12 protein-coding genes and 3 pseudogenes are annotated in these 15,189 nt (G+C 62.8%); 6 read left to right on the forward strand and 9 right to left on the reverse strand.

Going from position 1 to position 15,189, the window contains the following annotated elements:
• The coding region (locus AC1DQ3_RS29655) for an aldehyde dehydrogenase family protein (protein ID WP_477123744.1) at positions 1-137 on the forward strand (137 nt) is incomplete at its 5' end.
• A 65-nt stretch (positions 138-202) separates the two neighbouring features.
• On the opposite strand, the gene AC1DQ3_RS29660 is transcribed toward AC1DQ3_RS29655, so the two are convergent.
• The 4 genes from AC1DQ3_RS29660 to AC1DQ3_RS29675 form a co-directional block, all read right to left on the reverse strand.
• Positions 203-385, reverse strand: coding sequence for a hypothetical protein (locus AC1DQ3_RS29660; protein WP_477123699.1), 183 nt, complete (start codon positions 383-385; stop codon positions 203-205).
• Between the two features lie 244 nt (positions 386-629).
• Positions 630-2,207: a PucR family transcriptional regulator gene (locus tag AC1DQ3_RS29665; RefSeq protein ID WP_477123700.1), complete on the reverse strand. Its 1,578-nt coding sequence runs from the start codon at positions 2,205-2,207 to the stop codon at positions 630-632.
• Positions 2,208-2,296: 89 nt separating this feature from the next.
• Positions 2,297-3,004 carry a haloacid dehalogenase type II gene (locus AC1DQ3_RS29670; protein ID WP_477123701.1) on the reverse strand — a complete coding sequence of 236 codons (708 nt, stop codon included), beginning with the start codon at positions 3,002-3,004 and terminating at the stop codon, positions 2,297-2,299.
• Between the two features lie 35 nt (positions 3,005-3,039).
• Positions 3,040-4,335: an aspartate aminotransferase family protein gene (locus AC1DQ3_RS29675; RefSeq protein WP_477123702.1), complete on the reverse strand. Its 1,296-nt coding sequence runs from the start codon at positions 4,333-4,335 to the stop codon at positions 3,040-3,042.
• Between the two features lie 553 nt (positions 4,336-4,888).
• Between AC1DQ3_RS29675 and AC1DQ3_RS29680 the strand changes: the two genes are divergently transcribed.
• Positions 4,889-6,190, forward strand: coding sequence for an MFS transporter (locus tag AC1DQ3_RS29680; protein WP_477123703.1), 1,302 nt, complete (start codon positions 4,889-4,891; stop codon positions 6,188-6,190).
• A gap of 15 nt (positions 6,191-6,205) precedes the next feature.
• Entirely contained in the window at positions 6,206-7,357 is a 1,152-nt protein-coding gene (locus AC1DQ3_RS29685; protein ID WP_477123704.1) for a branched-chain amino acid ABC transporter substrate-binding protein, read from the forward strand.
• Positions 7,358-7,436: 79 nt separating this feature from the next.
• On the opposite strand, the gene AC1DQ3_RS29690 is transcribed toward AC1DQ3_RS29685, so the two are convergent.
• The 5 genes and pseudogenes from AC1DQ3_RS29690 to AC1DQ3_RS29710 all read right to left on the reverse strand — a co-directional run.
• Positions 7,437-8,489, reverse strand: a complete 1,053-nt coding sequence (locus tag AC1DQ3_RS29690) for a CobW family GTP-binding protein (RefSeq protein ID WP_477123705.1) — start codon at positions 8,487-8,489, stop codon at positions 7,437-7,439.
• Positions 8,489-10,084 carry an amidohydrolase family protein gene (locus AC1DQ3_RS29695; protein WP_477123706.1) on the reverse strand — a complete coding sequence of 532 codons (1,596 nt, stop codon included), beginning with the start codon at positions 10,082-10,084 and terminating at the stop codon, positions 8,489-8,491. Before AC1DQ3_RS29695 ends, AC1DQ3_RS29690 begins: the two co-directional genes overlap by 1 nt.
• A gap of 22 nt (positions 10,085-10,106) precedes the next feature.
• Positions 10,107-11,099, reverse strand: a complete 993-nt coding sequence (locus AC1DQ3_RS29700) for a DMT family transporter (protein WP_477123707.1) — start codon at positions 11,097-11,099, stop codon at positions 10,107-10,109.
• Positions 11,096-11,716, reverse strand: a complete 621-nt coding sequence (locus AC1DQ3_RS29705) for a GAF domain-containing protein (protein WP_477123708.1) — start codon at positions 11,714-11,716, stop codon at positions 11,096-11,098. The genes AC1DQ3_RS29700 and AC1DQ3_RS29705 overlap by 4 nt, the downstream gene beginning before the upstream one ends.
• A 171-nt stretch (positions 11,717-11,887) precedes the next feature.
• Positions 11,888-12,057 (reverse strand): annotated as a pseudogene (locus AC1DQ3_RS29710) (isocitrate/isopropylmalate family dehydrogenase); the annotation flags it as partial.
• A 575-nt stretch (positions 12,058-12,632) separates the two neighbouring features.
• Between AC1DQ3_RS29710 and AC1DQ3_RS29715 the strand changes: the two are divergent.
• From AC1DQ3_RS29715 to AC1DQ3_RS29725, 3 genes and pseudogenes are all read left to right on the forward strand, one after another.
• Positions 12,633-12,938: pseudogene (locus tag AC1DQ3_RS29715) on the forward strand (amino acid permease); the annotation flags it as partial.
• 318 nt (positions 12,939-13,256) lie between these two features.
• Positions 13,257-14,171, forward strand: coding sequence for a DUF6884 domain-containing protein (locus AC1DQ3_RS29720; RefSeq protein ID WP_477123709.1), 915 nt, complete (start codon positions 13,257-13,259; stop codon positions 14,169-14,171).
• 39 nt (positions 14,172-14,210) lie between these two features.
• Positions 14,211-15,110 (forward strand): annotated as a pseudogene (locus tag AC1DQ3_RS29725) (tyrosine-type recombinase/integrase).
• Positions 15,111-15,189: the final 79 nt, after the last annotated feature.

Raw genomic sequence — 15,189 nt, forward strand, 5'->3', positions numbered from 1 at the left:
GCATCAATACCGGTGTGATCTCCTCGGCGGTGGCACCATTCGGCGGCGTCAAGGAATCGGGGCTGGGCCGCGAAGGTTCACACCACGGCATCGACGAGTTCCTGGAATCGCAGACCCTGCATTTCGAGATCGGCTGATACCGGCTTGAAGCCATGCACTATGGCCTCCCGCCTGGCGGGAGGCCATAGTGCATTCACAGGACTCAGAACACCTTGCTGCCGTTCGGCACGCTGCCGTCCACCGCCAACAGATTCACCACCGACGGCTCGGACTCTACTCCCATCACAAGCACTTGCGACATGAAGCCCGCGATTCGGCGCTCACCCAGGTTGGTGGCACAGACCACAACCTTACCGACCAGTTCGTCGGCCTGGTAGCGATTCACATACTGCCCACTCGACGTCACCGTCCCGAGTTCCCCCCAGATCAATCCACATCTTGTAGGCCGGGTTGCGGGCCTTTTCGTTCAGTTCCACCCGAACGATCGTGCCGACACGCATGTCGACGGACGCAAATGCTTCATATGCACTCATGCACGATTCCTGGTCATTGAGATTCAATGAGATGGCCGATGCGATCGCCGCACCGAGCCAGATGATGGCAAGGCCATGCCACAGAGGGCATGCGCCCTATTCTTCGGAGAGCCGATACAGGGCAACCGCCACCTGCAGCTCGAAACGGTTTCCCTGATCTTCCAGCGGCGTACCCAGCAGCGTTTCGATGCGTTCCGCGCGGTAGCGCAGCGTGCTGATGTGTATGCCGAGTCGGCGGGCGGTGTTTGCCAGTTGGAATCCCTCCGAACAGAGCACCTCGAGCGTTTCCAGCAGCGACTCATTCTTCTTGTCCGCCATCAGCGGACCTAGCTTGCTACCAATGAACAGCTCACGCGCGCCTGCATCGCCCATCAGCGCCCTGGGGAACATCACTTCCTGGAAGTGATGCAGCTTGCCAGGCTTGAGCAGCGGCAGGAGCGACTGCACGTCCTTGCCGCCCTGAGCCATACCGGCCACATCGCTATGCGAGCGGCTCACAGCCAGCGCCGCACCACGGCTGCCCAGCACGCGCCACAGGGGTTCCAAATCAAACTGCGATGACAACAGGAAGGTGATCTGGTTCAAGGATACGAGGATCAACGGCGGCTCGCCAAGACCATCAAGATACTTACGCAAGCGCTCAACCCAACGCTCACGGCGCAAAAAACCCTCCCGTGAGAGCGGCAGCGGTTCGTCAAGCAACACAAGGCAGACCCGGTATTCGCCCGCTGGATTCCATCCACCCACGCGGGCACGCTCAAGTGCCGAAGGGGTTTCCTCGAATTTGCCTTCGAGCAACGTGCCGACGAGCGCGTAGCCGAGGCGCTCTTCCTGAAGATGCAGTGCCCGCATATGCGCGAGATGCAGCGCGCCGATGATGGAAGCACGCTCCGCCGCTCGAATCTCCAGTTCGCCAAGCGGACTGTCGCCTTCGTCGACGAACACGATGGCAGCCATCTCCCCGCGGATCCGGATCGGGCAGCCGAGCCTGCGCGGCATGCCGGTCTCCGACTGCGCATCGATCAGGACCGGGCTCACGCTGTCCAGTATCTGGCGCAGGATGAGACGGTTGTTCAGCACGCGGAAATAGGTGCGCTCCTTCTTTGCCAGCGCGCCATCACTCTGTTCGCTTTCACTCGACCCCAGCAGCAGGCCGTCGGTATCCACAAAATTTACCTTGCGGTCCAATAGATTGCCCAGCGCGTGCGCCAGGTCGGCAAGCGTGTTGGCCATCACCGCGGCGTCGGTCAGCGCGCGGTGAATTTCATCGGAGCGTTCGATCAGCTCGCTTTGGCGGCGAATGATGCTGGAGTGGATTTCCTCCGTAATCGCGCTGAACGGAATCTCCCAGTCGAGTTCGAGAAGCGGCAGCCCAACTTCGTTGGCTGCCTCGACGGACCCTTCGGGGAAATGCTCGAGGAAATTCGGCACAGCCAGCACGACGCCCGCCAGATCCCGCTCGCGCAACGCGCGGATCAGCGCCCGGGCCGATGCCTCGTCGCGCGGCCAGTTATAGCCGGTGGTCAGCAACAACTGTCCGCCCTGAACCCATGCGGCGATATCTGGGTGGTCTACCATATGGACCCAGCGGATCTCGTTCCTGAGGGCGCCTTGTCCTGCCACCACGCGTGCGCTGCGCAGAACCGTCGAAACTAGTGCCGTCGAGATGTCCATGATTTTCGTGAGCGGGCGATTCTATCGCGGCGGCGCCGCTATCAAAAACACACTGCGGATCAACCGTGTCGCGAGTTCCCCACCGCACTTCACAGCATGGCCAGTGCAAAGGACCGCATGTCCGGGAACTCCGCGTCCGGAACCGCATTGGCCTTGGGCACCGCGCCGAATCCTGGCTTGCCGACACGACGATTGATCCATACCGTCTGCAGGCCCAGCGCCTGCGCCGGGACGTGATCGTGAAAGAGACTCTGCGCGACGTGGAGAATCTGCGACCGCGGTGTCTCGATACGGCCGAGTGCCACATGGAAATTGTTCAGCGAGGGCTTGTAGCTGCGCGCCTGCTGCGCGGTGATGACATGGTCGAATTCGATTCCCAGGCGCTTGTTGGACAACGCAAAAAACTCATCGTCACCGTTGGTGATGACTGCGAGCCGGAAGCGCCGCCGCAACGCAACCAGCGCGTCATGGGAATCCGGGAAAACAGGCCAGTCACCAACGGAATGCGAGAATGCGTCCAGTTCGACCTCGTTGGGCTCGAAGCCCAGGTCCCCGGCAATATGCCGTAACGACGCCTCGAGAATCTCTCGATAAGTCATATAGGGACCGGCTTCCAGGGCGGACTCGTGCCAAGCATAGCGCTCCAGCATATCGTCATCCCCGATCGAATGCCCCCGGGCGCGCAGGATCGGGCCAAGCGCATCGCATATGCCCCGCTCCCAATCGATCAGCGTGCCGTAGACGTCGATCGTCAGTACCGTCTTGCCGGCGAACTTTGCCGCGATCTCGCTTTCCATGATGTCCTTGCTATTGTGGGCGAGCCCGCTCTGCTTCAGTGCGCGCGGGCCGTCTCGATGGCTCGCCCGATAATCGCCACGGCATCGCGCGCGTCGTCAGGCATCGTCGTCAACGGCGCCAGCAGACGCACATTGTTGCGATGCACACCGCACTTGATTACCAGCAGGCCACCATCACGGCAAGCGTCGATGACGCGCTGCGCAAAGACGGGATCGGGCTGCATAGGATCGCCGTTCTTGACCAACTCCAGGGCCAGCATCGGCCCCACACCGCGAATGGTACCAATCTCGGCGTGGCGTTGTGCCAGTTCCTCCAGGCCTGTGCGCAGCACGTCACCCAGACGATTGGCCTGTTCCAGCAACCCGTCCTCCTGGAACAAATCGAGCACGGCGAGCGCGGCGGCACATGCCAGGGGGCTGCCGGCATAGGTACCACCCAGGCCGCCCGGCTCGGGTGCGTCCATGATGTCGGCGCGGCCGACTACGGCCGACAGCGGCAATCCACCCGCCAAGCTCTTGGCCACGGTGACCAGGTCAGGCTTGATGTTGGCCTGCTGGAAGGCAAACAGCTCGCCGGTGCGTCCGAAGCCGGTCTGGATCTCGTCCGCGATCAGGACAATGCCGTGCTTCGTGGCCAGGGCGCGCAGCTTGCGCAGGAAATCCTCGCCCGCGGCGAGGAAGCCGCCATCGCCTTGCACCAGCTCGATGATGATCGCGGCCACGCGTTCAGGTGCAATCTGCGTAGCAAACAGCTCGTCGAGGGCATGCAGCGCATCGTCGCCGCTGAAGCCGCGGTACGGATCGGGATACGGCGTGTGGTAGACGTCGCCGGCAAACGGCCCGAAGTTCTGCTTGTAAGGCGTGCTCATGCCGGTCAGCGTCATGCCGAGCAACGTACGGCCGTGGAAGCCTCCACGGAACGCGATCACGCCGGGCGCATTGCGGTGAGCGCGCGCGATCTTGATGGCATTCTCCACAGCTTCCGCACCGGTCGTCAGGAACACGGTCTTGTAGACGTCATCGCCGCCGATCAGTGCGTTCAGACGCGCGGCCAGATCGATGTAGACGTCATAGCCGGCCACCTGAAATGCCGCATGGCTCAGCCGGTCGAGTTGCTTCTTGACCGCCTCCACCACCCGCGGGTGATTGTGGCCGACATTCAGCACGCCGATGCCGCCGACGAAATCCAGATAGCTACGGCCTTCCGTATCCCACACGTGCGAGCCCTGCGCGCGCTCGATGAAGATCGGGTGGGCCGTCACCACACCGCGTGCCACGTGTTCCGAGCGTGCTTTCGCGAGCGCCGCCTGCCTGTTCGTATCCACTGCCATCACTTGTCCTCTCGTTCTCTGGAATTCCGTCGTTTCAGGATCGCCGTCGCCCCATAGCGGGGGGTCGATAACATCTTAGGATCGGCGTTGCGAGGCGACTACCTGCATCAGATAGGGAATGAGGGCATTCCTTTCATATGTATTGCACAGCCTCTCGCAAAGAAATGCGATTTCCCGTTCCTGATGCAGAACACGCACCATCGAAGCGCAGAGGTGCAAGCAAAGTTCTTCCAGACTCGATCGAGCTGCGGGACCTGCTCGCACGCGGCGACCGCAGTTTCCCTAGCCTTCAACCCTTTGGAGAGGCAACCGGTCAAAGCTACGTGATCGTTCCCACCGCGAGAATCGCACCACGAGCATGCACCCGTGCGCACCAGTATTGACGACTCCTATTCAGTGATGGACGACTGCCTCGAACATTCCTGCAAAACGTAGATAGGAATGCCACCCGCGCTGCTATTGAATGCACTACAGCGCTGCAAGCAGCCGCTACAGGCCGGTCAGGATTGTCAGTGACCGGCGGAAATCAAACGGCCAAAGGAAAGGAAACAAAATGGAGATGACAGCATCGATAGCGGCCTCGCCAGACGAGGCCAGACGCCGCCGGCGCGCGATCACAGCGACGATATTGGGCAATGGATTCGAGTGGTTCGACTTTATGGTGTATGGCTTCTTTGCCATCACCATCGGGCAACTGTTCTTCCCCACCGGCAACGAGCTCACCTCGTTGATGCTGTCGGTGGCCACGTTCGGCGTGGGCTTTGTCGTCCGACCGATCGGGGGCATCCTGATTGGCATGTATTCCGACCGCGTGGGCCGCAAGGCGGCTCTCTCCCTGACCATCTTGCTGATGGCGGCCGGCACGGCACTGATCGGGCTGGCGCCGACGTATGAACAGATCGGCATCGCCGCACCTGTGCTGGTCATCATCGCACGCCTGTTGCAAGGCTTCTCGGCTGGCGGGGAAATGGGCAGCGCCACGGCCTTCCTGACCGAGCATGCACCCGAAGACCAAAAGGGCTACTACGCAAGCTGGATCCAGAGCAGCATCGGATTCGCGGTGGTGCTCGGAGCGCTCGCGGGGACCGTGCTGACGCTGTGGCTCACGCCCGCGGAGGTCAAGGCGTGGGGTTGGCGCATTCCTTTCCTGCTCGGCATCCTGATCGGCCCCATTGGTTTTTATATCCGAAGCGGTGTGGATGAAACGCCTGCTTTTCTCGCCAACAAGGAAAAGGTCAAGAAGCCCTTCTCGGAAGTACTGCTGAACTATCCGCGCGAGACCTTCACCACGTTCTCGATGGTGATCCTGTGGACAGTCTGCATTTATGTCCTGCTGTTCTACATGCCGACCTACGCCGTCAAGACGCTCAAGATGCCGCAGTCGATGTCCTTCATCGCCGGCGTGGTAGGCGGCCTCATTATTACCGTACTGTCTCCCTTCGTCGGCGCCTGGTCGGACCGCATCGGACGCCGCAAGCTTCTGGCTTTCAGTTCCGGCGGGATCCTGCTGTTTGCCTATCCGATGTTCGCACTGGTGGTGTCGGCGCCGACCCAGTTCGATTTGATCCTGTTCCAGGCAGTGTTCGGCGTGCTGATTGCCGGATACACCGGCCCCATCCTCGCCGCGTTCTCGGAGATCTTCCCCACCAAGATCCTGTCCACCGGGCTCTCAGTCGCCTACAACGTCGCGGTGATGACCTTCGGCGGCTTCGCCTCGCTGATCCTTACCTGGCTCATCGCCACCACCGGCAGCGCCATGGCGCCGGCCATCTATGTCATCGCGGCAGCGGCCGTCAGCTTCCTCGGCGTGACGCTGGGATTCCGTGACCGCATATGTAGCACCACCCATCAATAAGACAGGGAGAAATAGATGAAACAATGCAATCGAAGCATCGCGTTAAGCGCCTGCGCCGCAGCCGCGCTGGCGTTAGCTAGCCCGTTTGTACAGGCGCAGGTCCAGGAAGTGAAGCTTGGTTTTGCCGCACCCATGACCGGCGGCCAGGCGCAGTACGGCAAGGATATGCAGAACGGCGTGACGCTCGCGCTGGAAGACTTCAACGCCGGCCATCCCAAGATCGGGGGGCGCGAGGTCCGTTTTGCTCTCGCCGCCGAAGACGACCAGGCCGACCCCAAAACTGGCTCGGTGGTGGCGCAGAAGCTGGTCGATGGCGGCATCAAGGGGATGCTCGGACACTTCAATTCCGGCACCAGCATCCCGGCATCGGCTGTGTACAGCCGCGCCGGCGTGCCGCAGATTTCCATGGCCACGGCGCCAGAGTACACGCGCCAGGGTTTCAAGACCACCTTCCGCATGATGACCTCTGACACCCAACAGGGTAGCGTGGTGGGTGCCTACGTGGTCTCCAAGCTTGGGGCGAAGAAGATCGCCATCATCGACGACCGCACGGCCTATGGCCAAGGCCTGGCGGACGAATTCGAGAAGGCTGCGCGCGCGGCGGGCGGCACCATCGTCCGCCGTGAATTCACCAACGACAAGGCGGTCGACTTCAAGGCGGTGCTGACCAACCTGAAGCGGCTATCCCCTGAAGTGGTGTTCTACGGCGGCGCGGAAGCGCAATCGGCACCGCTGGCCAAGCAGTTGCGCGAACTGGGCATGAAATCCGTGCTGGTTTCCGGCGAGATGTCGAAGACCGACAATTTCATCCGCCTCGCAGGCACGGCGGCAGAAGGTGCCATCTGTTCGCTGGCGGGCTTGCCACTGGACCAGATGCCGGGTGGCAAGGCTTACAGCCAACGCTACGAAAAGCGCTTCGGCTCGCCAGTGCAGACGTATTCGCCCTATGCCTACGACGGCGCGATGGCCATGATGAAGGCGATGGTCAAGGCGGGATCGACCGAGCCGGACCGCTACTTGCCCGCGCTGGCGTCGACCGCAATGGCCGGCGTCACCTCACAGCAAATCGCCTATGACGACCATGGGGACCTGAAGGAAGGCGGCATCACGATCTACAAGGTGGTGTCGGGCAAGTGGCAGCCGCTGGAAAGCCTCGCGGGCCGCTAACGCCCACGCTAGGCTGAAAGCGAAAAACGCCGTACGGGTATCCCGTGCGGCGTTTCTTCATTTGCAGTACTTCTCAAGCCTACTCTTGCAGCCGCGCCAGCCGGACCCGAGCACTGCCGGCGCCGGGCGATCGCATCATCGACAGACGGCACGGCATCGGCAGCGCCGGCCCGATGTCGCGGATCTCCGTCATCTCCGTATCGCGTGCAATGACGATAAGGTTCGACGGCCTCCCACCCATACTGCCGGTGGATGGATCATCCGCGCCGATACGCCGCGGTGTATCGAAGTGCTGCCCGATCCCCTGGATTAGCAACAACTCCTCGCATCCCTCCACCACCACAAGCCCCTTGACTCGCAGCAACCTATCCTCCAGGTAACCGGCCAGGTTCTCCAGCCACGCGGCGAGCAATGGCCATGCGACAGGGCCGTTCCACTGCAGTGCATACACATTGATGCGAGGATGGCCAACCGGACCCTCCGCCAGAAAAGCAGCAGGACTGCCCGGGAGCGTGGCCTCCCCTGACTCAGCCTCGTCGAAGGCACGCTGCGCGCGTGCGTGCGGGTCGCACTCGGCCACCAGCGTGGCCATGGCGCCTAGCGCTCGAACCAACGCCGTAGCTTGCACGATCTGTTGGGAATCGGCGACGTCCATCCGCGTCAGGACGATCACGTGGGCAGAGGCAAGTTGCGCGGCAGCCAGGCCGAACTCTTCCTGATCCGACAGCGGCCTGTCGCAGGCATAGGTGGTCACCACACGCACGCGCATGCGCAAGTGCGCCAGTTCGGATAGGCTGCGCAGCACCGCACCGGGCTCAGATAGGCCGCTGCACTCAAGGATCATGCGCCGGAACCCCGGGGCGCCGGAGAGCCTCCGCGTCTCCAGCATGGCCTCGATGGTGTACTGCAGATCGTTGGTCAGGCTGCAGCAGACGCAACCGTTGCTAAGCGTGGCCATCGGCACGCCCGCGGTGACCGCGATCAGCGCGCCATCGATATTGACCTGCCCCACGTCGTTGACGATGACAGCCGTGCGGCCATCGTCATTGGCGGCCAACAGATCGCCCAGCAGCGTGGTCTTGCCACTGCCCAGGAAGCCCGACAGCACCACGAACTCGGCCGGGGCTTCCATTACTGGCCGTCCTCGGCGGCATTTGCCGCTGCCACCATCCCTTCAACGTCATCCAGCAGTTCCTGTGTGTCGAACACCATGCCGTCCTTGATGGTGGTGCGCAGGCAGCGCTGCCATTGGCCGCGCTGACGCACCTCGTCCAACCGCAGCGCACCCGTGCCGTAGAGCAGCTTGAAGTCGTCGAGTGGATTGCTGTCGTGAACCAGCAGATCCGCACGCTTGCCAACCTCCACCGACCCGGTTTCCGCTTCCAGCCCGAGCAACTCCGCACCGTGGTAGCTCGCAGCGCGCAGCACCTCCAGCGGATTGAAGCCCGCTTCCTGCAGCAGCTCCAGCTCGCGCACGAAGCCAAAGCCGTAAACCTGGTACATGAACCCCGAATCGCTGCCAGCACAGACGCGGCCGCCGCGGTTCTTGAAATCGCGCAGAAAGTGCATCCACAGGCGGAAGGTCTCGCGCCACTCGACTTCGTTCTGTGTGGTCCATCGATACCAATACGATCCATGGCCGCCGCGGTGCGGCTCGAAGTACTTCAGGAGCGTGGGATCGGTGAAGCGCGCGTGCCAGTCGGCGCGACGCGTGCGCATCAGGTCCCGGTTAGCATCGTAGACGTTCATGGTGGGCACGAAGGTGTGCCCGGCAGCGAGGAAGGCGTCTAGCACCTGTTCCCATTTCGCGCTGCCGGGTTGCGCAGCCTGCAGGAAGGTGGTGCCCGCCGTGGCGAAGCGCAGGTATTCGTCGTTGTAGTGATAGCCGGACGGAAATGACTGGACCGTGCGGTCCTCGAACAGGGCTTCAGGCAGACCGTAGGAATGCTCAGAGCTGGTCAGACCCCACTGCGCCGTGGTCAGCGCATTCATGCGGCTGACCGCCAACGTGGCATGGTGGCAACAGGTGCGCAGCCCGAGGTTCCTCGCCTCGTCCAACGCTGCCTCCATCACTGCCGGGGGCGCACCGAAGAACTTGACTCCGTCGGCTCCCTTGTCGGCCAACTGACGCAGCCACTCGCGCGCAGCGACGGGGGTGTGGATGGTCTTCAGATAGTCGTTGATGGCCGGAAAATAGGCATAGGCATACCGGCTCGGGGCCGCGATGCGGTGGGCAGCCGAAGCGGCCTTTTGCTCCAGCGTCCAGGCCAGGCCGTTGAAGCAACCGGCCTCCCGGACGGTAGTCACGCCGTGTGCTAGCCACAGCTTGTAGACGTAGTCCGCTCCCGGCATGTTGCCACTTGCTGCGTGGAACGGCGCACCGATGTGCGCATGGCTGTCGATGAAGCCAGGGGTGACGAAGCGCCCTTCGCAATCGATTTCGTGATCCGCCTGCGGCGGCCTGCGCTCGGGGCGGATCGGCAAGCCAGGCACGCCAACGCTGACGATGTCGACGATCCGGTTGCCTTCGACCACGATATCGACCAGACCCCAAGGGGGCGCGCCGGTGCCGTCGATCAACGTAGCACCGCGCAAAACCATGCGGGAAAAAGGCCCCACGCCCCGATTGCGGCTCCGCGCTGGCGCCACGCTAGGTAGACCATACTTGGCAAACCCCACCACGATTTCCTCGCCAATCTCAATAGCGGCCGCATTTGTTCTTTCCATGTCGTATTCTTCCAGGTTGATGTCAGCGCCGCGGCCCGGTCCGGTTGCCAATGGCTACTGCCACCGTAACCAGTCCTGCACCGATCATCGTGGCACCATCGATGCCGCGACCAAGGAATACGCTGACGAACAGGGTGGACACCACCGGCACCGCATAGGCCAGCAGCGCCACCTGATGCGGATTGCCCTTCTTCATCGCGTAGTCCCACAGATAGAAGGCGCCGCCCAGCGGCCCAAGCGACAGGTACGCCAGGGTAAGCCAGTGTCTGGGTGCCAGCGATGGCATCCCACCGCCCAGCGCAAGCTGGTCATACGCAGGGAACTGGCCGAGCACCGCGTAGGCGGTAAGCGAGGCCAAGCCGGCAAGTAGGCAGTAGAGGGAAACGGTGGCTGTGGGTACTTCGGCGAAGCGCCGCGACCAGACCGAGTAATAAGCCCAGATCAGCGCCGACACGAGCGCAAGCGCAAATCCGACCCCTGCGCCGGCGCCGAACACCGGTACCGCTCCGAGGCAGGCTACCGCGCCGGCAAAGCCGAGCACGCCGGCGCCGACATGGCTGCGGGTGAGCTTGTAGCCTCGCAACATCAACGGCGTCAGCAGAATGATGAACAGCGGCCACAGATAGTGCAGCAAGTTGGCCGCGACGGGATCCGCGGTCTTCAGGCTCAGGAAGTAGAGCGCGTGATAGCCCAACATAGCCAGACTGCCCACTAGCACGGCACCCGGCTCCAGCCGTCTCCAGGCGACCCATGGCAGCCCGATCATGCCTCCCCCAGCCAATGCCACGCCCGTGGTCAACAGCGGCGACAGACCGGACAGGCTGACCACCGACACGGCGAGCGTGCTCCAGATCAGGAGCGCCCAGACCGCCAGTGCCATGGGCAACCACGCTCGGACCCTGGGAGTGCCAGAGATGTCGGCATCGGTCAACTCGGCAGTCGGCTTCTGCGCCTCAGCTATGGTCGTGGCGGCCTTCGGCACGCCCTGAAGCAGGGTAGCAGCCTCCCCGTTCACGCCTGCTCCCCTGCGCCCAATACGAACACTGCGGCAGCGCTAGGTGCCAGTGACTCTATCTGCGCAAGTGCAGCAGGCGCCACGCTCTCGTCCTGGCAGAGGAAAGCGAATGCCCCTACGGTTCGACGGCAAACCACCACTGGCACGTTGACCAGCGTGCGCGTGCCAAGCGAGCGCAGCAGTGCGTGATCAGGAAAGTAGCGAGCCAGGGCGGCATCGCCGGCGGCAACCAGTACGCGCTGCTGCTGGAGGACATGCTCCGCCCATTCGCTACCCCCGAGATGCTTCCAGCCCCCCACAGGATAGGCCGAAGGAACGCTGGAATAGAGTCGGCGCACGTCACCTGGCCCGTCTGCGCCGCCCGCCGCAGATGTCTTTGCGACCAGGGCGGTCATGTGGAGAAAAGGCATTGCCTTTGCGGCGACTGCTGCAAAGCGGGCAAAGGCGTCCTGCACCGACTCACCACCCCGCACGGCCGCTGCCGCCTGGCCCACCAGCGTACGGTCGACGCCGGCCGCGTCGGCCTGCTGCGGCCGGATCCCAGTTTTCTCCTGCGCTAGCGCACCAAATGCAAGCAGCGTCAGTCCACTTCCGGTGGCAAATTGTCGTCGATTCATGGCAGCCCCCCAACATTGTCGATGGATTGAGCATAGACGCGGCGCGCGCCAAGCACTTCCAACGGACAATATGAAACGCGGCGCCTTCCATCCTATGGACCGTATGATCCTGCTTTGTGCTTTCAACGACCGGATCAAGCACAGCAGCGCAGGCTCCTGTGTCTTGCCCGCAAGGAAGTCCAACATCAGCACACCAGACCGGTTCATGGCGATGGGGTTGGCAATGCCCTTGCCATAGATGTCCGGCCCGAGACATGCACCGGCGCGAACAGCGACAGATGGTCGCGGCCCGATTTCAGATTGGCTGAAAGGGCCAGACCGATGATGCCCGTGCAAGCGGGACTGCCCGCGCTGATCGCGCAGCACCGGAAAAACTAGTGCCAAACGTAGGACGACGGGATCAGCGCCTACTACGGGTACGCCGATGCAGTCCAAAGCTGCGTTGCCTATCATCGCCTCACTGCCACGAAGTCGTCGCCCGACGTGTACCGATTTGGCGCCTTGGTGGCGGCTTCACCGTAAGCCTGGTAAGCACGCGCGCAACGGGCAATCCCCGACGGAGCGCGGATATTGGTGGACTGGCGGCCGAGAAGTCCGTTGCTTGTTCGGCCGCCGGGTTCTTTCAGTGGTGAGTGCTTGTCGGTGCCGCTCCCCCGCCGATCAGATGCAGTCGGCGTTGCCGACGCACGCTAATCTCAATGCAACTAAGCTTCATCCGCACCAGGCCACCGGCGCGCCACCGGCATACTCAGAATCAGTATCGAAGGGGAACTGCGCCGCTGATTGCCAGCCACCTCACCACCTCGAGGCCTTTGCCTATTGATTGCTCACATCGGTTGGTTCGTCCCCTCGGCTCTCGAAGCTAAGGGGGTCTGCAATGGCGACAATCACAAGCACCATTCAAAATGGAGACAAGATGAACAATTCAGGGCATTCGCTCGCACACGGACTGAAGCAACGACACATCACAATGCTATCAATTGGCGGAGTGATCGGAGCAGGGCTCTTTGTGGGCTCTGGCCATGCAATTGCCGAAGCCGGCCCAGCGGCACCGCTTGCTTATATGTTCGCCGGTCTATTGGTGCTGCTGGTTATGCGCATGCTTGGGGAAATGGCAGCCGCATCCCCCGATACCGGATCCTTCTCTACCTATGCGGACCGTGCAATCGGCAGGTGGGCCGGGTTCAGTATCGGATGGTTGTACTGGTGGTTTTGGGTCCTAGATAAGTGCGGCACCCGAGGCAGGAGTCACCGCACGGCTTCCCGCTTGGCGCTTCAACGCGACCCGCTTGATCCGAGACCATGGGAATATTGACCTGGCTGGCAAACGTGAGTGCCTCACCAGCGCGATACGCGAGGCCGCATGGAACATGATGCAGGTGCCAATCCCCGAGTTGGCAATGCGCAGCGAGGCTTCGCTCGTAGGTGCACGCAACGCCAAGCGCGCCGGACGGGACATTTGACGGGCCGCGGCGAGCCGGCCTTGACTTCATGCCTGCCCCGGTAGATTGGATGTACATCCATCACCCAGGTGCTTCCGATGCAGGCCCACCCAACCCAACTTAACCTCTTTGACGAGATCGCTCGCGCATCGGTCGCACGATCGCCGGCTCGCCCGTTGGTACTGATGGCCTGCTCCGCCACGAAGCTCGACCGCCCTGCCCCCGCCATGGACCTGTATCGCGGCGTCATGTATGAAACGTTTCGCGCCCACGTGCGAGCTGATGCGAAGCCCCAGGTCATCATCCTCTCCGCGCAGCATGGCTTTATCCAGCCGGCCGCAGAGATTGCCCCCTACGATGTCCGCATGACCGCTGATCGCGCGGAGATCATGATCTCCGACCTGTCGACGGCAATGGCCGGTGCGGCTTGGCCCGACGAGGTCGGCCCGGTCTTTCTCGCCGGCGGCATGCGCTACCGTCGCGTGATGCGCGCAGCCGTGGAGCGGTTGGCGCGCAAGGTTGGTGCTGGCAGCGCGCCGGCGATCATGGAAACCAGCGGCGGCATCGGGATGCAGCGCTCCCAGCTCGGCCAGTATCTGGACGGCCTATCCTGCCAACCGTCGGAGGAGATCGGCCGCTTTCCCAACGGCGTGCCCTACTTTCGTCGCGCTGGGCCGTTCTCGGTGGGCGAGCGTCATTCACGCCTACCGCAGCCTGCCGGGCATCGCGCCCCGTTGGGCAACCATCCAGAGCATTTTCCAAGGACCCAGTGGCCTGACAGGCGAAGCCGATGTCGAGGAGCGGACGGGAAACCGCTCGCACATCGTCTCCCGTTGGATCGCCCTGAAGAATCTCCAGCCGAACCAATGACTATCACCATCACACTGCAGTTGGAAGCCAAGGCCTTTGCTGCCAACCTCGATGGCACCCCCGACGCCCTGCTTGGCGAGCAGCTGTCCGCCTGGCCCCGCCCCGCTTCCCTGGAGGCTATGCCCGCCTCGCAGAGGCGGTAGGGGTGCGGGTGAGGCGCATTTCAGTATATAAATGCAATCATGACACCGGCCGACAATCTCTGGCTCACCAACCCCACCCTCGCCTACGCCGATTGGCAACGCCGCGAGGCCGCCGGCGCGGACCGGCGCCCTTTCGCCGCCCGCTCGATCGTCCAGCATCAGGCCATGTTCGAGCACTTCCGGCGTCATCTGTTGGCTGCCGACACCACCCTGGCCACCTTCGGCCCGGACCATATCGACACCTTCTGGCAGGCGCCCGATGCGCGCAGCTACAGCACCGCCACGCGCATGCGCTATCTGAAGCTGCTGGACCGCCTGTGCCGGCATTTGGTGGCCAACGGCGTGCGCGAGAGTAATCCGGCGACGGTCATTGGCCGAAAGACGAGCCTGATCCCATCTACCTGCCCGAGGATGCGGACACCCGCCTGCAGGCTTGGGTGCAGCCGCACGCTGGGGATGATCCGGCGGCCTTGCGCAACCGCGCTATCGTCGCGCTCTTCCTCGGCACCGGCATCACTGCAGCAGAAGCGCGCACGGCCCGGCGGGAGGACCTGCAGCCCGGTGCCTCCCCGCCCTATCTGCGCGTGCCCGCCCACGGCGCGCGTGACACCCGCACAGTTCACTTCGCTTCGTTCGCGGTGCCGATCCTGACCGAATGGTGCGTTCGCCGCCAGACCCTGCCGATCGATGGCGACCTTGTGTTCTCATTCAGGACAACCGGCGAGCCGATCACTGATATGAGCTTTGGCAAAATCGTGCGTGCAGCGCTCCTCGCGATCGGCTTCGAGGACCAGGATATGAGTCCGGCGGGTCCAACGCAACACCTTCTGCCGGCGCCAGCTACTCGCCGGCCGCAGCCGGGATGAAGTCAGCAAGCTGCTTGGGCTGGCCAGCACACGCACCTGCGACCGGATCGCTGCCACATCGTTGCAGTTGTAATTGTTAGTTTCGCGTAGTCGCACACACCGTATGGAATTTGCTATTCTCGCGAACGCCTCTACGGCGACATATCAACGAG

Source organism: Cupriavidus sp. 01T418 (assembly GCF_056398885.1).